19 protein-coding genes are annotated in these 20,847 nt (G+C 69.6%); 8 read left to right on the top strand and 11 right to left on the bottom strand.

The window, feature by feature from the left end; translation table 11 throughout:
* Positions 1 to 15 precede the first annotated feature (15 nt).
* On the top strand, positions 16 to 1,380 hold the full coding sequence (locus tag ACQ3HE_RS12135; RefSeq protein ID WP_430892926.1) for an LssY C-terminal domain-containing protein: 1,365 nt from the start codon (positions 16 to 18) through the stop codon (positions 1,378 to 1,380).
* A complete protein-coding gene (locus tag ACQ3HE_RS12130; RefSeq protein ID WP_274498841.1) occupies positions 1,377 to 1,874 on the top strand; it encodes a ribosomal maturation YjgA family protein in 498 nt (165 codons plus the stop codon). The genes ACQ3HE_RS12135 and ACQ3HE_RS12130 overlap by 4 nt, the downstream gene beginning before the upstream one ends.
* Before the next feature lie 8 nt (positions 1,875 to 1,882).
* Here the strand turns inward: ACQ3HE_RS12130 and ACQ3HE_RS12125 are convergent, their stop codons facing one another.
* The 3 genes from ACQ3HE_RS12125 to ACQ3HE_RS12115 form a co-directional block, all read right to left on the bottom strand.
* Positions 1,883 to 3,100: a DUF429 domain-containing protein gene (locus ACQ3HE_RS12125; RefSeq protein WP_430892925.1), complete on the bottom strand. Its 1,218-nt coding sequence runs from the start codon at positions 3,098 to 3,100 to the stop codon at positions 1,883 to 1,885.
* A gap of 125 nt (positions 3,101 to 3,225) precedes the next feature.
* Positions 3,226 to 4,767: a S1C family serine protease gene (locus ACQ3HE_RS12120; protein WP_430892924.1), complete on the bottom strand. Its 1,542-nt coding sequence runs from the start codon at positions 4,765 to 4,767 to the stop codon at positions 3,226 to 3,228.
* Between the two features lie 143 nt (positions 4,768 to 4,910).
* Positions 4,911 to 5,492: a TetR/AcrR family transcriptional regulator gene (locus ACQ3HE_RS12115; protein WP_342450778.1), complete on the bottom strand. Its 582-nt coding sequence runs from the start codon at positions 5,490 to 5,492 to the stop codon at positions 4,911 to 4,913.
* Positions 5,493 to 5,585: 93 nt separating this feature from the next.
* Here ACQ3HE_RS12115 and ACQ3HE_RS12110 point away from each other — a divergent pair, with 93 nt between their 5' ends.
* The gene (locus ACQ3HE_RS12110; protein WP_430892923.1) at positions 5,586 to 6,209 is read left to right on the top strand and encodes an NAD(P)H-dependent oxidoreductase; all 624 of its coding nucleotides are present in this window, start codon (positions 5,586 to 5,588) and stop codon (positions 6,207 to 6,209) included.
* Here ACQ3HE_RS12110 and ACQ3HE_RS12105 read toward each other — a convergent pair.
* Positions 6,184 to 9,717: a TM0106 family RecB-like putative nuclease gene (locus ACQ3HE_RS12105; protein ID WP_430892922.1), complete on the bottom strand. Its 3,534-nt coding sequence runs from the start codon at positions 9,715 to 9,717 to the stop codon at positions 6,184 to 6,186. The two genes, ACQ3HE_RS12110 and ACQ3HE_RS12105, sit on opposite strands and share 26 nt — an antisense overlap.
* 214 nt (positions 9,718 to 9,931) lie before the next feature.
* On the opposite strand from ACQ3HE_RS12105, the gene ACQ3HE_RS12100 reads away from it, so the two are divergent.
* Complete coding sequence (locus ACQ3HE_RS12100; protein WP_137242955.1) at positions 9,932 to 10,324, top strand: (deoxy)nucleoside triphosphate pyrophosphohydrolase; 393 nt, start codon at positions 9,932 to 9,934, stop codon at positions 10,322 to 10,324.
* A gap of 18 nt (positions 10,325 to 10,342) precedes the next feature.
* Here ACQ3HE_RS12100 and ACQ3HE_RS12095 read toward each other — a convergent pair whose 3' ends face one another.
* From ACQ3HE_RS12095 to ACQ3HE_RS12085, 3 genes are all read right to left on the bottom strand, one after another.
* The gene (locus ACQ3HE_RS12095; protein WP_430892921.1) at positions 10,343 to 11,218 is read right to left on the bottom strand and encodes a hypothetical protein; all 876 of its coding nucleotides are present in this window, start codon (positions 11,216 to 11,218) and stop codon (positions 10,343 to 10,345) included.
* Between the two features lie 109 nt (positions 11,219 to 11,327).
* Positions 11,328 to 12,161: a siderophore-interacting protein gene (locus ACQ3HE_RS12090; RefSeq protein WP_430892920.1), complete on the bottom strand. Its 834-nt coding sequence runs from the start codon at positions 12,159 to 12,161 to the stop codon at positions 11,328 to 11,330.
* 63 nt (positions 12,162 to 12,224) lie between these two features.
* Entirely contained in the window at positions 12,225 to 13,703 is a 1,479-nt protein-coding gene (locus ACQ3HE_RS12085; protein WP_430892919.1) for an MFS transporter, read from the bottom strand.
* A gap of 136 nt (positions 13,704 to 13,839) precedes the next feature.
* Between ACQ3HE_RS12085 and ACQ3HE_RS12080 the strand changes: the two genes are divergently transcribed.
* Together ACQ3HE_RS12080 and ACQ3HE_RS12075 are read left to right on the top strand one after the other, a co-directional pair.
* Positions 13,840 to 14,475, top strand: a complete 636-nt coding sequence (locus ACQ3HE_RS12080; RefSeq protein ID WP_158596626.1) for a uracil-DNA glycosylase — start codon at positions 13,840 to 13,842, stop codon at positions 14,473 to 14,475.
* A gap of 99 nt (positions 14,476 to 14,574) precedes the next feature.
* Positions 14,575 to 14,787 (top strand): hypothetical protein, encoded by a 213-nt coding sequence (locus ACQ3HE_RS12075; RefSeq protein ID WP_430892918.1) that lies wholly within the window; start codon positions 14,575 to 14,577, stop codon positions 14,785 to 14,787.
* 72 nt (positions 14,788 to 14,859) lie between these two features.
* On the opposite strand, the gene ACQ3HE_RS12070 is transcribed toward ACQ3HE_RS12075, so the two are convergent.
* The 3 genes from ACQ3HE_RS12070 to ACQ3HE_RS12060 form a co-directional block, all read right to left on the bottom strand.
* On the bottom strand, positions 14,860 to 16,317 hold the full coding sequence (locus ACQ3HE_RS12070) for a catalase (protein WP_430892917.1): 1,458 nt from the start codon (positions 16,315 to 16,317) through the stop codon (positions 14,860 to 14,862).
* Positions 16,318 to 16,432: 115 nt separating this feature from the next.
* Positions 16,433 to 16,879 carry a Fur family transcriptional regulator gene (locus tag ACQ3HE_RS12065; protein ID WP_430892916.1) on the bottom strand — a complete coding sequence of 149 codons (447 nt, stop codon included), beginning with the start codon at positions 16,877 to 16,879 and terminating at the stop codon, positions 16,433 to 16,435.
* 157 nt (positions 16,880 to 17,036) lie between these two features.
* Entirely contained in the window at positions 17,037 to 17,648 is a 612-nt protein-coding gene (locus tag ACQ3HE_RS12060; RefSeq protein ID WP_064294065.1) for a TetR/AcrR family transcriptional regulator, read from the bottom strand.
* A 143-nt stretch (positions 17,649 to 17,791) separates the two neighbouring features.
* Between ACQ3HE_RS12060 and ACQ3HE_RS12055 the strand changes: the two genes are divergently transcribed.
* Positions 17,792 to 18,565, top strand: coding sequence for a lysophospholipid acyltransferase family protein (locus tag ACQ3HE_RS12055; protein ID WP_430892915.1), 774 nt, complete (start codon positions 17,792 to 17,794; stop codon positions 18,563 to 18,565).
* Positions 18,566 to 18,676: 111 nt separating this feature from the next.
* Entirely contained in the window at positions 18,677 to 19,597 is a 921-nt protein-coding gene (locus tag ACQ3HE_RS12050) for a hypothetical protein (protein WP_430892914.1), read from the top strand.
* A gap of 10 nt (positions 19,598 to 19,607) precedes the next feature.
* Here the strand turns inward: ACQ3HE_RS12050 and ACQ3HE_RS12045 are convergent, their stop codons facing one another.
* Positions 19,608 to 20,690: an alpha/beta hydrolase gene (locus tag ACQ3HE_RS12045; RefSeq protein WP_430892913.1), complete on the bottom strand. Its 1,083-nt coding sequence runs from the start codon at positions 20,688 to 20,690 to the stop codon at positions 19,608 to 19,610.
* Positions 20,691 to 20,847: the final 157 nt, after the last annotated feature.

Raw genomic sequence — 20,847 nt, 5'->3', positions numbered from 1 at the left:
CCCTACCCTGGACGGGTGACGAAGACCCGCAGCGACCTCATCGGGCCCGCAAGCGGCCTGTCCGAGGATCGTCGCGGACGGATCGCACGCATCGTCGACGGTTGGTTCTTCGCCTTCGGCACGGCTGCGGCCGTCTTCCTGGCGTACGTGCTGCTCACCGAGGCGTTCGCGCGCGGGTGGGCCCAAGCCTGGTTCATCCTCGTCATCTACCTCGTCATCGCCTACCTCATCCTCCCCCGCCTGCACACCGTGCTGTCGCGCGTCTACCTGCCCGACTACTTCATCGGACGCACTCGCACGCGCGAGGGCATCCTCGGTGATCCCGTGAACCTCGGCCTCCGTGGTCGGGAGGAGCAGATCCACATGGCGATGCTCTCGGCGGGCTGGACGCTCGCCGACGACCTCGGCCTGCGCGCGAACCTGCGGATCGTGACCTCGACGCTGACCAGGCGCAGCTACTCGGAGGCGCCCGTCTCGTCGCTCTACCTGTTCGGTCGCCGCCAGGCGTTCTGCTACCAGCAGGAGGTCGACGGCAGTCCGGGGAAGCGGCACCACGTCCGGTTCTGGCCGACACCAGCGGGCTGGCTGCTCCCGGGCGGCTACCAGGCGGATTGGTTGGCCGCCGGGACGTACGACCGATCGGTCGGGATCAGCATCTTCACGCTGCAGGTGACCCACCGGATCGCCGACGACGTCGACGACGAGCGCGATCACATCGTCGCGTCGATCGCGGCAGCGGACGTCGGAGCGACGACGTCCGTGATCGAGAACTTCTCCACCGGCTACCACTCACGGAACGGCGGAGGCGACGCGATCGTCACCGACGGCGACCTGCCGATCATCGATCTCAGCGCGGTGGTCGTCCCGCCGGCGGCGACCCTGCCGGCCGCCGACGCTCCCCCGACGCGCTCCCTCATCCGGGCCGGCGACCCGCGGCCCCTGGACACCACCGTCGGCGTGGTCCTGATGGTCGTCGCGGCACTGTCCACCGTGCTCTCCGGCGTCCTCCTCGTCTCCGATTGGAAGCAGGTCATCTCGGAGGCCCGTGCAACGGCCGCGACGGCTGACGACGTCGTCCTCATCCCGTGGGTCGTCGGGGCCGTGCTGGCCCTGTCGGCCGTGGTGACGCTCTGCTACCTCGTCCTCGCCTGGCGGGTCCATCGGGGAGGCAATCTCGCGCGCCTGCTCGCCATGACCTTCAGCTCGACGTCCATCGCCACCCTCGCCGCGAGCTATGTCGCCGGCGCCGGCGGATTGACCCTGCAGACCAACCTGATCGGCTTCGCGGTCGACTGTTCCATCATCCTCGCCCTCTCCGGAACCGAGGCCCGTGACTGGGCCCGTGGGCGACAACGACGCACCCGGAGGACGAAAGCATGACCGACGCACCCGACCAGACGGACGAGGGGCCACGCCCCGCCACCTCGCTCAAGCGCGCGCTGCTCCTCGGCGCAGCCATCATCACGATCGTCGCCGGGCTGACGGTGCACTGGTCGGTGGCGGCAGCCTGGGCGAACCCCGTGACCAACGCGCTGTACACGGTCCTCGTCGCGCTCCTCCTGGCCTTCGCCGCCCCACGGCGTCCGCTGTGGCAGATCGCCCTCGGCGCGTTCGGCTTCTCGGCGGCGATCGAGTGCTTCCAGGCCACGGGCGTGCCGGCCGCACTCGCCGACCAGTGGCCGCCCTCGGCGCTCGTGCTCGGCACGACGTTCATCCCCACGGACTTCATCTCCTACGCCCTGGGCGCGGCGGCGTTCCTGTTCCTGTCGCTCGCCATGTCGCTGCTGATCCGCTGGGTTCGCAACGACATCCTCGAGCGACGCGCACGCGCGGACCGGGAGACACGGCGCCGATCGGGCTCAGGACCCGCCTGACGGGTGCCCTAGCCGCGAGTCGTCTCCCCGTACTGGACGTGCTCGAGGTCGAAGACGGCCTCCGCCAACGCCGACCTCGCCGCTTCGAACTCGACATCGTCGGGGTGGCCCACCACCCGTGCGTGCTCGAGGTGCCAGGTGGCACTGCGCAGGAGTTCGACGGTCGTCGGAGCGGGGGAGGGGGCTCGCGTCGAGGCCGCGGGTGACGCGTCGGCGTTCGCCGCTCCGCCGGGGACGAACTCGATCGTGTTCGATTCCGCCGGAGCGTCGTCCTGGGCGTATTCCTTCTTCTTCATATGTCCTTCGTCGAGATCGTGGTCCGTTGTGGTTTGCAGGGATATCGGCCCCCTGAGTGGCGCGAATGCCCGTTGTGGGGCTGAACCGTTATATGCCGAGAAAGGAATATCCGGTTTGGAGCGCTGCTCGGGCCGCGCCATGGCGAGGAGCGTGGGGACACGCCCCCGGTCGTCCGGAGCATCCGAGGCGCCGAGGACCTGGAACCGTTCGAGCCCCCAGCGGGACCAGGCGGATGCCGTCCACGCGCAGATGGCCGCGTCGATGAGGTCCTCACGGTGCTTGTGCGCCGATTCCTTCAGCGGCAAGGGTTCCGCGATGAGGAGCGCCGTCACCGGGTGTGTGTCGAGGTCGAGTGGCGGAGTCGCCGAGGTCAGCGCCTCCAGGCGCGAGACGAGGTCGTCACAGACCTCCGCACGGCGTCGCCGTCGCTCGGCGACAGGGAGACCGGGGTCGAGGCGTTTGTAGCGGGGCCGCGCATCCGGGTACCCGAACTCCTCGGCACCCACCAACGTGGTGTGGGGATAGGCCTCGAAGAACAGGACGGCATCCGCGGCGGGCGTGCTCAGTCCGTCGAAATACTGGAACCCAGCCGCCTCCAGCGCCCTCAAGAGCGCGACACCACCGAGCGCCGGAAGGCCGAGGTTCGACGGATAGGCCGAAACCTGCCAGCGCCCGTACCGCTGTCCGACCTCACGTTCACAGAGACGCATGCCGGTCTGATTCTGGACGAGCAGTGGGGCGTCGACCGCGATCACGGAGCCCGGTGATGCGGTGTCGACGAGCCAGGCGACGACGGCGTCGATCCCCACGGCCCACCCGGCCTCGATGACCGTCCCGGTCTCGTCGATGCACACCAGTCCCGACTCGTTCGCCGCGCGGGAGCCGGTCCCCTCGCCCCAGGCGAGGTCGACTCCGAGAAAGCGGGTCACGAGCGGTTCCTTCCGGTGGTCGCGGCGAGGCACCGCCTCCCGAGCCTACTGGCCAGACGTCGACGACTCCTCGGGTCCGGCTGCGGGCCGGAGGTGAGGAGTCGTCGAGCGTCCCGAGCGCGCGATCAGCCGACCGGGCCCTCGATCAGGGTCACGTCAGCGGTCTGCGAGGTCCCACTCGCCGTGGTCCAGGTGACGGAGACCGTCTGGCCGGGCTCGAGCGTGGCCATGGTCGCCGTCAGGGTCTCCGCGGAGTCGATGGCGGCACCGTTGATGCCCGTGATGACGTCGCCGGCTGCGAGGCCGATCGACGCCGCCGGCGTGTTCTCGATCACCGAACCGACCACAGCCCCCGGCACGGTCTGGGCTGCGCCGGACGCGGCCAGACCGATCCCGATGAAGGCCGGGTAGCCGATCGAGACGGTGTCGGTCGCGACGCCGGTGCGGATCTGGTCGACGATGGACAACGCGTCGTCGATCGGGATCGCGAATCCGTCGATGTCGGTCCCACCGGAGGAGGCAGCGGTGTCGACGCCGACGACCTCGCCCTCCGAGTCGTAGAGCGGTCCGCCGGAGTCGCCCGACTGGATGTCCGCGTCCGTCTGGATCAGTCCGGTCAGCTGCTTGCCCGCCCCGGTCGTCTCGTCCTGCACCGTGATGTCCTGGTCGAGGGCGGTGACGGACCCGTCCGCCGCGCTGGGCGTCCCACCCGTGCCTCCCGCGTTCCCGACCCCGGTGACGGCGTCACCGACGGCCGCGCCGCCGTCATCGTCGATTGCCACGGTGTCCAGCCCTGAGGCGCCGTCGAGCTGCAGGAGCGCGACGTCGTTCGTGGCATCCGTCCCGACGACGCGTGCGCCGTACTTCTCCCCGGTCGCCACGACGGTCACGACGATGCTCGTCGCTCCCGCGACGACGTGGTTGTTGGTCAGGATCTGGCCGTCCGCGGTGAGGATCATCCCGGTTCCCGCGGCGGCGGCCCCCTGGTAGGCCAGCTCGGTGTCGATGTCCACGACTCCCGCGGATTCAGCGGCGGTGGCACTCCGGGTGTTCGCCGTCGCGGCATCCGGCGTCGCCTGCTGCGGCCCAGGCTGCCCACCGGGAGCGCGGAAGCTCTGACCGCCGTCGTCCGGCACCGTCTCCGTCACCTGTGAGGAGGCGGCGACGCTCTGGAACGCGCCGGCCGCCAGCGAAGCGAGGCCGAGGCCACCGGTCACGAGGGACACGACCGTGGCGGCCGTCGCGGCGGCGATGATCCAGCCGATGGGCTGCTTCTTCGCGGGAGTGCCCGTGGTCGACAACGACTGGGGAATCGTCTGCTGTCCGTACGGTTGGGGCTGCCAGGTGCCGGAGGGCGCGGACTGGCCCTGGCCGGCGGCGTACGGTCCGTACTGACCCTGTGGGCCCCGGTGGTGATCGGGCCACACGTGACCGCTCGTCGCGTGGGGAGCCGTCGCGTAACCGAAGGGCGTCGTGGACTCGCGTCGTGGACCGCCGCCGGTCGTGTTGCCGGGGTAGCCGGCCGGGGGAGTGACGTCCACCCCGGGCTGGGGCTGATACGAGCCGGTGGGCGGCTGGTACGGGTCGGGTGCGGGCGACGGCTGCTGCGCTTGCGTGCCGTCCGCTGGTCGCGACTCAGGGCGTTCTGGATCTGGGGTGGTGTTCACGGGGATTCCTCTCGGCGGGGGTGCTGAGTTCATCTGACTCCCGCAATCCGAGTGAATCGTCTGGTTCGACCATGAACGGCCTCTGAGCTTCCCGACCGTTTCCCGGATGATGATCGTGCAAACGCTCCAAGCGGGACGCCACCTCAGGGTCGCGTGAGCAACGCCTCCAGCGCGGGTCGGGCCGCCGCCTCGGAGATGTGTCCGGCGACGACGAGTTCCGCGAGCCCGTGGACCGCGGCCCAGACCGCCGTGGTCAGAGCGGCGATGACCTGCGGCTCGGCGCCGGGCGCCAGCGACGCCGTCGTCTCGGCGAGCAGCGCTTCGACGCCACCGATGAGTGGCGCCATCGCCTCGCTGGGCGAACCGGGGACACAGACTTCGGGGTCGTAGATCAGGCGGAACCGCTCCGGATGCTGCGCCGCGTAGTGCACATACGTCGAACCGATCCGGACGGCCGCCTCCTGTGGGTCTCGACCCGCCGTCGCCTGCCGCTCCTCGCGCATGGCGTCCAGGAGCTCGGCCATGCCGCGTTCGCTCAACCGTTTCAGGAGCGCGGTGCGGTCGCCGAAATGGTGGTACGGCGCGTTGTGACTGACCCCGGCACGGCGTGCGACCTCTCGCAGGCTCAGCGTGGCATGGCCCTGCGTCCGCATGAGTTCGAGCGCAGCGTCCTCAAGCGCCGGCCCGAGGTTGCCGTGGTGGTACGCCGTCGTCGATCTTGACACAAGCAACATCGTACCGGTAGAGTCGGTTCCGGCCGGAAGTGGACAGTGTCCAGATTCTTGGCACTGTCCAGACCTACAACTGTTGGAGAACTCATGCCCTCCCTCGTCATCGACGGACACCCGAACCCCGGGTCCCTCTGCGCCGCCCTCGCCACGAGCTACGCGGAGGCGCACGGCGACGCGACCGTCCTCGCTGTCCGCGACCTCGCGTTCGACCCGAACCTCCGCCTCGGTTACACCCGCCGTCAAGACCTGGAGCCCGACCTCGAACGGGCGTGGGAGCAGATCCTCGCCGCGGACCACATCGTGATCGTGGCTCCGGTCTGGTGGGGATCGGTGCCGGCGCTGCTCAAGGGGTTCTTCGATCGCCTGCTGCTGCCCCGTCGCGCCTACCGGATGAAGTCCAACGGCCTCCCTGAGGGGCTGCTGGCGGGCCGCACTGGTCGGGTGATCGTCACGTCGGACTCGCCCTCGTGGTACCTGCCGCTCGTCGGCGACACGACGGTGAAGCAACTCCGCACCACCACCCTCCGGTTCTGCGGGATCAAGCCTGTCGCCGTGAACCGGTTCGGTCGGGTGAAGGATTCGACCGTGGAGCAGCGTCAGGGGTGGCTCGCGAAGGCGGCGCAGAACGGTCGTATCGACGCGGCGCGACGGAATCCTCGCCCCTCCGCAGCCGCGGTGGAGCTGGTCAGTGGCCGTCGACCAACCGGATGAAGGCGCTGAGCTCGGCGACACCCTCCGGCGTCACCGGCAGGTACTCGGTGAGTGCGGGGGAGTGCACGAGGTACGCCGCCCACTGGGCGCGGGAGATCCCGACGTTCAGTCGGTTCTTCATCAACAGGAACGACATGCCCCGCGGGACGTCGGCGGGGGAGGACGCGGCCAGCGACACGATCGCGATGACGGCCTCCTGACCCTGGAACTTGTCGACGGTCCCGACGCGCACCGCGTCGAACCCGGCCGCGTCGAGCGTCGCACGGACGACTGCGACGTGGGCGTTGTAGGGACAGACGACGATGATGTCGGCCTCGCTCACCGGGTCGTCGATGCGGCCGGCATCCGGATCGGTCCAGCGGAGCCCGATGCTCGACCGGACGAGTTCGGCGACGCGGTCGGCCTCCTCCTGCGAACTCGTCGCATTTCCGACGTGGTGGACCGGGACGACGTGCAGTCCCGGCGCACGACCCTCCAGGCGCCGCTTCGTCGTGGCCGCTGCTGAGCGCAGCTCGCCACCGTACGACAAGCGCGAGACCGGCTCGGTGACCGCGGCGTCCATCCGCCAGGTCTCGTGGAGGAAGTAGCCGAGTTCCGGAGGGAGGACGTCGCGACCGTCGGCCACGAATCCGAGGGCCGAGGTGTCGATCGGTTCGGGATGCGTCCCCTGGCTCACCTGCGGCAGCTGCTGCGGGTCGCCCAGGAGGAGGAGGTTCCGCGCGGCGACGCTCGCCGCGATCGTGTACGCGAGCGAGAACTGGCCGGCTTCGTCGACGACGAGGAGGTCGAGCGACCTCCGGTCGAACCGGTTGGGGTTGCTGAAGTCCCAGGCCGTCCCGCCGATGACGAAGCCGCCGGCCTGCTCGGCCATGAACGCGCCATGACCATTGGCCGGAAGGACCGTGTAGCCGCGCTCCGCATCCGGGTCGGCACCGGATCGCAGGGTCTTCGCCACGAGCGCGGGGGAGAGCCCCGCCTTCACCACACGCTCGAGGAGGTTCTCGACGACGTCGTGCGACTGCGCCACGACCCCGATCCGCCAGCCGTGCTGCTGCACGAGGGCCGTGATGACGTGCGAGGCGACGTAGGTCTTGCCGGTTCCGGGCGGCCCCTGGACGGCGAGCGCCGAGTCGTCGAGGTCGAGCAACGCGGCGGTCACGTCTTCGATCGTCCGCCCGTCTCCACGGTGGGGGATCGGCTCACCCGAGCTCGTGCGGGGCGGCCGTCGCCGCAGGATGTCGACGACGCCGTCATCCGGCCACTCCGGAGCGGCGTCGAGGACCGCTTGCCCCCACTCGGCGATCGCGTCGACCTGTGTTCCGGGTCGCGGGGGAGGAGACGGCGTGAGCGCGACCGGCAGCTCCGTGTAGGGCTCACGATCCGTTTTGAGCGTCTCCTGGATGAGCAGGGAGTCGTCGTCGACCTCGAGGACCGTGATCTGCCCCGCCGGTCGCGAGCCGGGCTCGGCGCGGGGGAGCGTGTACGGTCCCGGGTGGTCGTAGACCGCGAACGGGTCGGCGCCGACCTTCACACTGCTGCCGGGAGCCCATCGGCCGCGGAGTCGGACGTGACGGCGGTCGCTGCGCTGCCGCCCCTCGCGGAACCAGTCGCGCTCGACGACTCCCGAGGTGACGGTGAAGACGTTCCGGGTGTCCTCCCATTCGTCGCGCGCGGCGATGAGTCGGGAGAAGTGCTCCTGCCAGAACGACTTGTGCTCGCGCCGGTGGTAGTCGATGGCGGCGGCCGCGAGCGCATACGCGGTGGCGTCGGCGGTGCGTTCCGGGTCGAGGGGGTCTCCGGCCAACGCCGTCAGCGCGTCGTGGAGCGGCGTCGGTTCGTCCACGAGGGGCTCGGGTGCGTCGGTGACGAAGGTGCCCGGCAGCACGCCCCGTTCCGCACCGAGGTCGAGCAACCAGTTCCGCAGCCGACGGGTCGACTCGCAGTCGTACGCGTTGTACTCGGCGATCTCCGAGAGCTTCCGTTCGCCTTCGGCCACGAGCTCCGGGTCGTCGCTCCGACTCAGCTCGCGCGCCTCCGCGTAGGCGGTGATGGATGCTGCGGCGTCGGTGACGTCGCTGTCGCGGTGGTCCTCACCCATGTAGAGCGGCTCGAGCTTCTTGATCGAGTAGGACCGCGATCCGACACGCACCGTCTTGCGGACGAACGGGTAGAGGTCGAAGAGCACGGCCTCGCGGAGGAGGTCGTCGATCGTGTCCTCCCCGACCCCGTGCCGGGCGGCCAGCGAGAGCAGGTGCGTCCGCTCGTACGCGGCGTAGTGGTACACGTGCATGCCTGGGAACTCCGCACGGCGGGCGGTGAGGTAGGCGAGGAAGTCGATCAGGGCCGTGCGCTCCTCATGGAAGTCGTGCGCCCACCAGGATCGGAACCGGCCGTCGGTGTCGACCAGGCCGAACAGGTAATCGATGCCCCACCTGGTGCGGTCGCCCCGGCGGGCGTCTCCAGGCTCGCCCTCGGTGTACAGCGGGTCGCCCTCGAAGTCGAAGAAGACGTCGCCCGGATCGGGTTGCGGCAGGAGTCCGAGCGCCGTGGCGTCGTGCACGCGGAACGCCGGCACGCCGGCGGCGGGTGACGGCTCGAGCTGCAGGTGCGCCTGCTCGCGCAGCGCAGCGAGCGTGCTCTCGGCGATGCCGTCGACCGTCCCGCCGGCGCCACCCGACAGCCCGTGCGGCCCCGGTCGCTCGGTCGATCCGGTGAGCGTGAGCGACGCCAGATCGTCGATCGTGGCGATGCCGGCCGCCAGCAGGCGGTCGCGCTGCGTCAACCGGAGCCCGGCCACCAGCAGGACGTCGCGTGAGGCCGTGATCTCGGCGTCGCACCACGCGCATCGTCCGCAGACGCTGTAGCGCTGATCCCCCCAGGCCACCGGGGCGTCGGCTTCGAGCCGTTCGGCGACGATCCGCAGCAGACGCGCACGACGGCGACGGTACACCGGCAGGATGTCGGCCACCGCGTGGGTGCTGACGGTGCCGTCTCCCAGGATGAGGTCGACGTCGTCGTCGACCGGGATCCCGGCCGTCTCCAGCTGCTCCACGTAGGCGGCGAGCTGGAGGAGGGCGGTGACCTTCGGTGAGCGCGCGAGTTTGGTGTCCTGCACGCGATACCGGCCGTCGGGCCGGCGCACGATGAAGTCGGCGAAGCCGATGAACGATCCGTCGAAGAACGCGGCCTGGAAGACGACCGGGGCTCCGTCGCGGAACGCCGTGATCGTCGACTCGACGGCTGCGGCGAGCGCCACCGCGTCTCGGACGTCGGGGCGGTCGAGCTCGACGACACCGGTGCCGAACTCGGCGCGGTACGACTCGAGGACGCGCAGCTCGTGCTGGTCGCCGAGCTTGGAGGTCCGCATGAGCATCTCGTCCTCGGGCTCGACGATCGGTTCGATCCGACCGAGCTTCGCGTCGACCGTGCGCAGGAAGGCGAACTCGCAGTAGGAGGCGTTGGAGAGGTCGCTGGCGCTCGTGATGGCGGAACCGTCGAGGAGGAACATCGGTGCGGTGGGTGCCTTTCGAGACGACTGCTGCGGGGGCTGGTCCGCCTCCGATCGCTGTCAGTCTGGCACGCACCACCGACCACAGCGCCGCCGCGGGATGCAGGCTGTCGTCAGCCGAGGGGGAGCCGTCTGTGGAGCGGCGTCGGGCGTCCTCGATCCCGCGTCCCCTAGCCTGGACAGCGACCACGACGCCACGGGACGGGAGCGCATGATGACCACCACGATCCAGGTCGTCGCGGGTGTCGCCTCACGGGACGACACCGTGCTCGCATGTCGGCGGGCACCCGGGCGGGCTTCCGGTGGACTGTGGGAGTTCCCCGGCGGCAAGGTCGAGCCCGGCGAGCAACCGCAGGACGCGCTGGCTCGTGAGCTGCGCGAGGAGCTCGACGCCGACGTCGCTGTGGGGGCGCTGCTGGACCGCTCCACCGTCACCGTGGGCGAGCTCGTCATCGACCTCGCCTGCTACGAGGTCGTCTTCCGCGGGGCACCCCCGGTCCACAGCACGGACCATGACGAACTGCGCTGGGTCACCCGCGAACAGCTCCTCGGACTGGACTGGGCGACGCCCGACCTCCCGATGGTCAGGCGACTCACCGCGAGCTGATCCCGGAGACCCGGGGCGTCACTCGGCCGCGTGGAGCGGAATGCGGGCGAGCGTGCGTCCGCTCAGCACGAGGTCGTCGTTGGTCGAGGTGATCGCCAGCTCGGTGACCGTCCACTCGAACAGGGTGACGTCGCGCCAACGCTCGAGGAAGGCGGCGAGCGCCGCGGTCTCACCTGCATCGAGCTCATCGCGGAAGTGGTGCAGGCCCACCCCGACGAGCGGTGCGGGACGCCCGCCGACGGAACGTTGGATGGAAGCGAAGGCGTCCGCGGTGGCGGGGAGGTAACAGCGCCCCCGGTTGAACCCGCCGATGACGGGGCCCGCCAGCCTGACCCGGAAGGGCGTGAACGCGCCGACGCTCGTCCGCAGCGCGTCGAGGAACCCGGAGTCCGCGTCGATGGAGGAGAGCGTCGCGTGCAAACGGTGTGCGCGTCGGAGCTCGATGCCTCTGGCGAGCTTGGGTGCGAAGGGTGCTGAGGCGAGGTCGGCCTCGTAGCTCAGGAAGATCGGATCGACGAACAGCCGTTCGACCGGGACGGGGATGACGACCGCCAGGCGCGCCTCGGCGTACCGCCCGCCACGGTAGACGCCGTCAGGACTTGCGGCGAGCGCGAGCGGGTGGTCGGCGTCGATCAGGGGGAGCTGGGCATACCGGTAGCGCTCGTCGAAGGTGAGCGCCTCACCTGGTCGGAAGGTGGAGCGGACGACGTCCCAGCTGCTGAGGGCGTCGTGCGAGTGCGACGACGTGTCCGCAGCCCTCGTGGCCGTTTCGGGGACATCGACCTCGAACGTCCGGTCGGCGGATCCGCCGGTCACCGTCCGGATCAGACCCGTCGCGACGCCGGTCGGCAGCGCACCGATCGTGTTTCCGGACGCACCGGCGGGAGAGGGCATGTCGTGAGGTTAGTGGAGCCGTCAGCCCAGCGCGTCGGGGACACCCCGAATTCGGGTGATCGACCCAATTCACCGCACGGTCGACGCGAACGCCGGTTCCGTCGGGCGATCAGTGCGCCTTGCCGGCCTTCCAGTAGCCACAGAACATGACACGGTCCTTCGGCATGCCTCCGCGGACCCAGAGCCGGCGCATGTTCGCGGCCAGGGACTGCTCTCCGACGACCCACCCGTAGCACGGGGCGGACGGCACGCCGAGGGCCGTCGCGGCGGCCAGCGCCGCTCGTCCAGGGACGTCGTGCGGATCCTCTCGGACCACCCATCGCAGCTCGAGCCCGTCCGGGACACGCACGTCCTGCGCGTCGGCCGCGGACGGGATCTCGACGATCGCCGTCCCGACGGTCGACGCCGGAAGCGAGGTCAGGATGCCTGCGACGGCGGGGAGTCCGGTCTCGTCCGCGACCAGCAGCACCCGGTCGAGGTCCGCCGGGAGGTTGAACATGCGCCCCTCGTCCAGCAGCGCCACGGCATCGCCCACCTCGCATGACTGGGCCCAGCTCGCCGCGGGCCCCGCAGTCCCCTCGGCGGCCGACCCGTGGATGACGAAGTCGATGTCCAGCTCCGGCCCGTCGGGGCCGTCGCGCCGGAAATCCCGCACCGTGTAGTTCCGGAGCACGGGGCGCACCGACTTGGAGATCGCGAGGTACTTGGCGTAGGCCAGCATGTCGAGCTTGGTCGGCAGCCGCTCGAGCCCGCCCTCGGAGACCGGGATGAAGAACCGGAACCACTGGTCGTACCCGAGGAACGTGAAGTCGGCGATGTCACCGCCACCGAGGGTGACCCTGGCGATGTTCGGCGAGATACGCGAGCGGCGGACGACCCGCAGCGTGAGGAGTGTCGCCGCCTCGGGTTTGATGCGCGCCGTCTCGGCATTCGTGCGAGCCACTCGAACCCCTTCCTCCGGCGGCTCCGACGGCCGCGACTGAGGCTACCCTAACTCAGGTCACCCTTACTTGGAGGATCCGGGTGCGTCGGCGGCGACCTTCCGCGAACGGGTGTCGAGCAGCGCGAAGACGAGCGCCACGACCACGAAGCCGATCGTGACGAGGGTGCTGTTGCGATACGCGTCGTGATAGACGTCGAGCGAGGCGCCCGACGCATCGCCGCCGTTCTCCGAGTACACGGTCGCGTAGAAGGTGGCCGTCGCGGCGGCGAGTCCGACCGCGGTGCCGATGCGCTGGCCGAGTTGACCGATCGATCCGGCGACACCACCGGAGGCCACGGGGATGTGCGCGAGCATCAGCGTCTGGTTCGGAGAGATGACCGCGCCGCCGCCGATGCCGGCGAGCAGCATCGCGGCACCCATCGCGTACGGCGTGATCTCCGGGGGCGTGATGAAGGCGAGGAGCGAGTTGAGACTGAACCCCACCACGACCAGCACGAGCCCACCGACGACCAGGGGACGTCCGAGTCGGTCGACGACCCGACCGCTCAACCACGAGCTGACGGCCGAGGCGAGGGCGAACGGGATCGTGATCATGCCCGCGAAGACCGGCTCGAGCCCGAGCCCCTGCTGCACGAACAGCGTGAGCGTGAGGAAGGTGGCCGGCATCGCCGCGAAGTACGTCGTGGAGATCAGGACGCCATTGCGGTAGCTGCCGAGCTTGAACAGGGAGAAGTCGACGACGGGTGTCTTCCCGGCGCGTTGATAGCGACCCTCCCACCAGGCGAAAAGGCCGGCGAAGACGGCGAACGCGACCAGCAACCACCAGCGCGCCGGGTCGTCGCCCGGAGAACCGGTCGTCAGGACGAACGGCAGCATGAGCGACAGCACGGCGAGACCGAGGAACACGATGCCCACCGGGTCGAGCGATCCGGCACCCGCCTCGTGCGGCTGCTGCTTGGGCAGCAGTCGGGCGGCGATCGGCAACAGGATGATCGCGAGCGGGACGTTCATCCAGAAGAGCAGGCGCCAGCCGTCCTCCGGGCCGCCGATGGCGATGAGCAGACCGCCGAGCGTCGGTCCGAACGCCGTCGAGAGACCGATGATGGCTCCGAAGAGCCCGAAGGCGCGGCCGCGCTCCTTCCCCACGAACAACTGCTGGATGAGCCCGATGACCTGCGGCATCAGCAGACCCGCGGCGATGCCCTGGAGGATCCGCCCGCCGATGAGGATGCCGACGCTCGGTGCGACGGCGCAGGCGAGACTGGCCGCCCCGAACACGCTCAGGCCGATCATGAACATGCGACGCCGCGAGTGCAGGTCGCCGTAGCGCCCGGCGGGCACGAGGATCAGACCGAAGGCCAGGGCGTACCCGGCGACGATCAACTGCAGGGCGGTCGGGCCGGCGTCGAGCGCCTCCTCGATCGACGGCAGTCCAACATTGACCTTCGAGAGGTCGAGGATCGTAAGGGCGGCGACCGACACGCAGATGGCGAACGCGCGCCACTTCGTCCGGTCGTCGGGGGCGGTTCGCTCGTCAGTCATCCTGGCCAGCCTAGGCCCGCGTCAACCCGGTCCACCCCGGCTTGACGGGCACGGATCCACCGTCCTGTCCAGCATCTTCAGCCTCAGAACCGGCTCAGACGATGACGGGGCAGCCGTCACGGGCTACGCTCGGAAGATGCATATGGATGCCCCTCGCGGGCTGCAAGACCCCGACGAACTGGCCGAACGACACCGCATGCTGGCCGAGTCGCCGGCACTCGCGCCGCTGCGCGACTGGTCGGACGCGATGATGACCCGCCGAGGACGGCGGCAGGCGGACCTCGTCCTCCCGCTCGTCGACCCGGCCGATGCGGCCGTCAACGCGAAGACACTGATCCTCCTCGACGCCCCGGGGACCCTGGCCCCCGACAGCCTCGACGCCCCGGGATCCGGCTTCGCCTCGGTCGACAACGACGACCCGATCGCCGAGAGCCTCTGGAATCTGCGGAACGACATCGGCTTCGACGACGTCATGGTCTGGAACATCGTCCCGTGGTACCTGAGCGCCGGGCGGAAGAAGCCGAACGCGCCCGAGGTCGCTCAGGGAGCGATGGAACTGCGTGCCCTCCTGCCCCTCCTCAAGAACCTGCGCGTCGTCGTACTCTGCGGTCCTCACGCCCAGGACGGTTGGTGGAAGCATGTCGAGCCCCTGCTCGGCAACACCTACAGCGCCTTCAACGCTCCGCACCCCTCGCCGTTGTCGCTGAAGCAGCCGGGTCGTCGCGAGGAGATCGAGAAGGTCTTCGCCCGCGCCAAACAGGTCGCCGGCTGATCACACATCCCCGTTCCGCAACCCCCTCGCCCGTCGGGCGAGGGGGTTGCGTGCATCTGAGGCCTCGTTAGGGTCGATGGACGAGGAGAGGAGCATCACATGGACATCAGCACCATCATCATCCTCGCCGCGCTCGTCCTCCTGGCGATCGCGGCCGTCTGGTACGTGTCACGGCGAGACCGCGCCGCGCGCTCGGCCGACGAACACCATTCGCACGACAATGACGCGGAGGTCGAGCGTGAACGCGCGAGAGGCCTGGCCGAAGGCACCGGCGGCGTGCCCCGCCGTGGTGGCGGCCCGATGGGCGTCTGAGCCCGCGAGAACGCAGCAACGGTCGCCATTCACGAGGAATGGCGACCGTTTCCGCGTGTTCGGCGGTGGGCTCTAGACGAGCGGCGGGAGGCCGGCTGCGACGCGCGCGCCCAGCGTGCCGTCGACGGCGGTCCAGTAGGCGATGACCCGGGCACGGAGCTCGGGGCGCGTCACCTTCGAGACGTGGCCGATGATGTTGCCGACGAGGCGGTCGCGGGCGGCGTCGTCGAGCACCTCGCGCACGAGGGTCCCGGCCTGGCCGAAGTCGTCGTCCTCGGCGTGCAGCGTCGCGGCTGCCCGCACGAGCTCGCCGTCGGACTGCCAGCCGTTGGATTCAGCGGCACGCGCAGGGTCGGCGTGGGCGCCACCGACCGAGTTGGGTGCGTAGACCGGCGCGTCCGCGTCGTTGAAGGTGTAGCGCATGGCGCCTTCCTTCGAGTACGTGTGCACCGGCGCGTGCGGCGCGTTGTCCGGCAGCTGTGCGTGGTTGGTGCCCACGCGGTATCGGTGTGCGTCCGCGTAGCTGAAGATGCGGGCCAGGAGCATCTTGTCGGGGCTCGCAGCGATTCCGGGGACGAAGTTCGACGGCGCGAAGGTCGCCTGCTCGATCTGCGCGAAGTAGTTCTCCGGGTTGCGGTCGAGGGTCATCTTGCCGACCTCGATGAGCGGGTAGTCGCTGTGCGGCCAGACCTTGGTGAGGTCGAACGGGTTGAAGCGGTAGCCTGCGGCGTCGGCGTAGGGCATGACCTGCACGGAAAGCGTCCAGCTCGGGTGCTCCCCTCGCGTGATGGCCTCGGAGAGGTCGCGGATGTGGAAGTCGGCGTCCTCGCCGGCGATCTGGTCGGCCTGGTCCTGCGTGAGGATCTCGATGCCCTGGTCGGTCTTGAAGTGGTACTTCACCCAGAACCGCTCGCCTGCGGCGTTGACCCACTGGTAGGTGTGCGACCCGAAGCCGTCCATGTGGCGCCAGGAGCCCGGCAGACCGCGGTCGCCCATGAGCCAGGTGACCTGGTGCGCGCTCTCGGGGGAGAGCGTCCAGAAGTCCCACTGCATGTCGTGGTCGCGCAGGTGCGAGCCCGGGAGACGCTTCTGCGAGCGGATGAAGTCGGGGAACTTGATGCCGTCGCGGATGAAGAACACCGGCGTGTTGTTGCCGACGAGGTCGTAGTTGCCCTCGCTCGTGTAGAACTTCAGCGCGAAGCCACGGGGGTCGCGCCAGGTGTCGGGGCTGCCCTGCTCACCGGCCACGGTGGAGAAGCGTGCGAGCATCTCGGTCTCGACGCCCGGCTGGAACAGCGCGGCGCGCGTGAACTGGGAGACGTCGCCGGTCGTGACGAACCGTCCGAACGCACCGCCGCCCTTGGCGTGGACGACGCGCTCCGGCACCCGCTCGCGGTTGAACTGCGCGAGCTTCTCGACCAGGTAGTGGTCGTGGAGCGCGATCGCTCCGTCTGCGCCGACGCTCTGCGAATGCTCGTCGCTCGCGACGGGTGCTCCGCTGTTGGTGGTGGTGTAGCTGGTCTCGGACATGTCTCTCCTCGAGGGTGGGGCTGGTCGGACGGTCGGATGGATTCAGCACTGCCACCTTGGCGGTGTCAGCTGACGATCGGCATGGAGGTGCCGTCGAGTGGTCTGTGGAACGGCGTCAGGCGGCATCCGCCTGGCACGCGGGGCATACTCCCCAGAACGTGATCTCGGCCGTGTCGATGACGTACCCAGCCGTGTCGTCGGGGTGCATGCATGGTGCCGAACCCTGCGTGCAGTCGACGTCGACCACGGCGCCGCATGAGCTGCACACCAGGTGATGGTGGTTGTCGTCGACGCGCAGCTCGTACCGGCCGGGATGGCCGTCCGGTTCGATCCTGCGCACGAGGCCGGCCGCGACGAAGGCGTTGAGCACGCTGTACACGGCCTGTGGGGAGGTCTGCGGGGCTCGCGGCTTCAAGGACGCGACCACCTGCTCCACATCGGCGTGCGGTGTCCGGGCGAGGATCTCGAGGACGGCGAGGCGTCCCGTGGTCACCCGCAGCCCGGCTGCCCGGATCTTCGTGTTGAAGTCGAACGTCGCCGACTCCACCTCCGATCCGTTCATGCAGCCACCGTACCGAGTTGTTTTGAATTAGTCAAAATAAGGACTTCCCCTCCGCGTTGTCCCGCAGCCACCCCAACTCTAATATCAGATATGAGTGGTGGACCGATGGATGCCGCCGGATGTGGAGGAATCCTGATCACGGCGGGGGAGTGCCGTGCTACAGCTCGACCGTCAGCAGAGGCCGCAGCGAACGTCGGGTCTCCTCGGCCATGTCCACCGAATCACGGTCGAGCAGCCACTGCAGCTGCAGGCCGTCCATCATCGCGATGAGCATGCGTGCCGCGCTCGCAGGCTCGACGCCGGCCACCAGCTGGCCCTCACGCGCCATCACCTCGAAGGAGACGGTCATCCCGTCGATCAACCAGCTGTACCGCCGGACGAAGTGCTCGTGCGCCGGGTGGTCCGGTGAGGTCGCCTCGGCGGACAGGACGCAGTGGAGCTCGACGAGACCGGGGACGCGCATGTTGTGCTCGACGAGGCGGAGGAGCCCGCGGATGCCTTCGATGCCGCTCCCGATCTCGATGCCGGACTCCTCGCGATCCCGGTCGTCCCGGAAGTCGAGGATCGCGGCGAGCAGGTCGTTCTTGGTCGAGAAGTGGTGGAGGAGGCCGGCCTGGCTCATGCCCACGCGCTCCGCGACCTCACGGAGCGATCCACTGCGGAACCCCTGCTCGGCGAAGACGTCCATCCCCGCCTCGAGGATCTCCCGACGTCTTGCCGCCGTCTTGGCGTAGCTGCCGCGGGAGCGGCCCGTCTGCGTCACCGTCATCCTGCGATCGTATCGGGCGTGCGGTCCGCCGGCGAAGGGTTCCCGAGGCACCCCTAGCCCGCTCCTTCCCCAGGTGTCCACCCCGGTACTTCCCCAGGTGTCCACCCCGGTACTTCCCCAGGTCGCTGTCGTACGGTGTCGCCATGAGACGCCCTATCGAGCCCGTGTACGACACCGCCGTCGGTGTCGGTCGCTCCCTGTTCGGCTTCTGGCGTCTGCGCCGTCACACCACCGGCATCGAACACCTGCCCGACGAGGGTGGCGCGGTGATCGCGATGACCCACTTCGGGTACCTCGAGTTCGCACTCGTCGAGTGGGCCACCGTGCTCCACAACCGTCGCCGTATCCGCTTCATGGCCAAGCAGGGCGCCTTCGACCAGCCCGTCGTGGGCCGCCTCCTCCGGAGCATGCGGCACATCGCGGTCGACATGCGCGCCGGCGCGGCCGCCTATGCCGACGCCGTCGCAGCGCTCCGCAGCGGCGAGCTCGTCGGGGTCTTCCCCGAGGCCGGCGTCAGCGCCTCGTTCACCGTCCGCGACCTCAAGTCGGGCGCGGTCCGCCTCGCACAGGAGGCCGGCGTGCCGATCATCCCAGTCGCGGTCTGGGGCGGTCATCGCCTCCTGACGAAGAACCACCGGGTCGGCTTCCGCGAGCGGTTCGGGGTCCCCGTGCACTTCTCGTTCGGCGAGCCGATCGTCGTCGCGCCCAGCGACGACGTCGGTACGAGTACCGAGCAGCTCCGCGACCGTCTGCAGGGCATGGTCGACGAGCTGCAACGCGACTATCCCGTCGACGGGACCGGGGCGTGGTGGCAACCTCGCGCCCTGGGCGGAACGGCTCCCACGCCCGCCGAAGCTGCAGCCGCCGACCTCGAACGCGAGCGCCGACGTGAGGCGCGTCGACAGACGGCGAGCTGAGCGCACGTCCGCCGCGGTCTATCCTGTGGAGGTGCCACCTCTGACCTCGACGACCCACCCAGCAGGGCATCGTCGCTCTGCCAGCCCGCGTCCCGAGCGGAGCGTGGCACCGTGAGTCGCGGGTGGAACGGCTTCGTCGCGAAGTCGACATGGCTTCCGAAGGCGTGGCGCGAACGCGCTGAACGTGCGCTCGAGGAGGACCCCTCGACACCGGCCGCACCGGACACGGACGACGCCGAGTCCTCAGCGGACCACCCGCCGCGGCGCACGCCGGATCCCGCGCCGCGGACGACGCCGACGCACCCTGCGCCGCAATCCACCGGCTCGGAGCCACTGGACGACCGCGAGGCGAACGCACCCCGGACACCCGTCGCCGGCCCGGACGTCCACGGGGAGGCGCCGGCCGACGAGCACTCCGCGACCCGCTTGGTGGACCCGGTCGCCCTCCCCGTCACCGCGTCGGCTCCGGTCGTCCCCCTGAGCGTCGCCATCACCGATTTCGAGCTCGCCGACGACTCCGTCATCGGCCCGGCGTCCGTCCTCGACAACCTCGAGCTGACGAAGGCAGCCGTGACCCGCGTCGCGTCGGCGATCCTCACGACCGAGGGCCCGATCGCCGTCCCTCGCCTCGTGACCATCGTGGCCCGGCGCTTCGGCGTCGACCGGCCGTCCGAGGAGTCGCGCGCCGAGCTGTCAGCGCTGGTGACGGAGGCGTTCGTCGTCCAGAACGGCTTCGCCTGGCCCACCGGACTCGACGTCGTCACGTGGCGAGGCGTCCGCCGGGTCGTGCATCGCGACCACCGCGCGGTCACGGACATCAGTCCCGCGGAGATCTGCAACGCCATGGAGCTCGTGATCACCGCGAGCCCCGAGCACGAGGTCGACCGCGAGCAGCTGCCGATGCAGGCGGCATCGGTGCTCGGCTACGGTCGCCTCGGTGAGACCGCTCGACGTTGGCTCGACCTGACGCTCGCCCAGGCGGTGCTCCACGGTCGTCTCGTCGAGGACGACGACCGCATCCGCCTCCCCTGAAGCGGGTCGTTCAGCGGACGGGCGGACCCTGCTGCCCGAACGGCAGGCTCGTGTCGGTGATGCCGTCGATGAAGGCGTCCATGCGCTGGAGGTTGAACCGGCCCTGGTCGTTGAGCAGGAACTGGTACTCGTGCTCGAGCCCTGGCCGGAAGTCCGGGTTGAAGATCATCGATTGCACGTCCACACCGAGGCCCTGGAGCTTCGCCTTGAACTCGACCGACTGCGGGTAGAGCGGATCCCAGTTGCCGACCGTGATGTACGTCGGTGGATACTTCGCCGTCAGATAGTCGACGACGGACGCGGACGCCACCTCCGGCCGGGTCTTGTAGTCGCGCGCTCCGAAGTACGACCACAGCACCGTGTCGAGGAACCACCCGAAGCTGCCTTCGGCGTTGACCAGGCTGAGGTCGTAGGCCCCGCAGGCGAGGACCACCCCGGCGAGCTGCTCCGGTTCGATCGGCGATTCGACCTTGATCGAGCTGGCGTACTCGGAGCTCGTGACCACGTTCGCGACCTGGGCGGCGATCTGGGCACCGGCGGAGTCGCCGGCGAGGATGAGCTTGGACGAATCCACGTTGAGCGCGCGAGCGTTGGCGTCGAGGTAGCCGAGCGAGTCGGCGACCTGCTCGATGGGCAACGGGTACTGACCCTCGGGCGCGATCGTGTATTCGACCGCGATCGCCGTGTACCCCTCGCCGGCCAGCACGCGCATGTAGTTGGAGATGAGTTCCTTGCTACCGGAGATCCACGCTCCACCGTGCACCCACACGATCGTCGGGAGGGCGGCACCACTGCCGCGCACCCCGTCGGGCGTGTAGACGTCGAGCAGCGCGTCCGCGTCGCCGGAGCGGTACGGGATGTCCTGTCGGACGTCGACACCGTCGGGGACGTACTTCACGAGGTCGGATTGCACGACCTTCGCCCGCTCGTCGAATGCCATACGGATGACCATCGAGCCCGGCCACGGGGTCAGCTGCAACCAGACGAAGATCACCAACGCGATGGCGAGGATCACGCCGATGATCCAGAACATCGTGTTGCGGACGACACGCAGGAAGCGCGCGAAGCCCGAGCGAGGGGGTGCTGTCCTCAAGCGATTCACCTCCCGGCGGGTCTGGACGGCGGCGCTGCCTGGCGGAACACGAACCTCCAGTCTCGCATTCGATCGGACACCGGCGGCGTCCCGGAAGTTTTTCGACGGATTTCGTGACGAATGCCCGCCGAGCTGCGTCTTACCCGATGACCGGACA

The sequence above is a fragment of the Plantibacter auratus genome, from assembly GCF_050587365.1.
GTDB classification, from domain to species: Bacteria; Actinomycetota; Actinomycetes; order Actinomycetales; family Microbacteriaceae; genus Plantibacter; species Plantibacter auratus.
The sequence above is the reverse complement of the archived record's forward strand: the minus strand, read 5'-3'. Positions and strand labels throughout refer to the sequence as shown.

Coding starts and splice junctions, on each gene's coding strand:
- ACQ3HE_RS12060 (WP_064294065.1), bottom strand. CDS start 17,648: ATGACGGTGACGCAGACGGGCCGCTCCCGCGGCAGCTACGCCAAGACG.
- ACQ3HE_RS12055 (WP_430892915.1), top strand. CDS start 17,792: ATGAGACGCCCTATCGAGCCCGTGTACGACACCGCCGTCGGTGTCGGT.
- ACQ3HE_RS12130 (WP_274498841.1), top strand. CDS start 1,377: ATGACCGACGCACCCGACCAGACGGACGAGGGGCCACGCCCCGCCACC.
- ACQ3HE_RS12095 (WP_430892921.1), bottom strand. CDS start 11,218: ATGCCCTCTCCCGCCGGTGCGTCCGGAAACACGATCGGTGCGCTGCCG.
- ACQ3HE_RS12100 (WP_137242955.1), top strand. CDS start 9,932: ATGACCACCACGATCCAGGTCGTCGCGGGTGTCGCCTCACGGGACGAC.
- ACQ3HE_RS12110 (WP_430892923.1), top strand. CDS start 5,586: ATGCCCTCCCTCGTCATCGACGGACACCCGAACCCCGGGTCCCTCTGC.
- ACQ3HE_RS12070 (WP_430892917.1), bottom strand. CDS start 16,317: ATGTCCGAGACCAGCTACACCACCACCAACAGCGGAGCACCCGTCGCG.
- ACQ3HE_RS12105 (WP_430892922.1), bottom strand. CDS start 9,717: ATGTTCCTCCTCGACGGTTCCGCCATCACGAGCGCCAGCGACCTCTCC.
- ACQ3HE_RS12065 (WP_430892916.1), bottom strand. CDS start 16,879: ATGAACGGATCGGAGGTGGAGTCGGCGACGTTCGACTTCAACACGAAG.
- ACQ3HE_RS12080 (WP_158596626.1), top strand. CDS start 13,840: ATGCATATGGATGCCCCTCGCGGGCTGCAAGACCCCGACGAACTGGCC.
- ACQ3HE_RS12085 (WP_430892919.1), bottom strand. CDS start 13,703: ATGACTGACGAGCGAACCGCCCCCGACGACCGGACGAAGTGGCGCGCG.
- ACQ3HE_RS12075 (WP_430892918.1), top strand. CDS start 14,575: ATGGACATCAGCACCATCATCATCCTCGCCGCGCTCGTCCTCCTGGCG.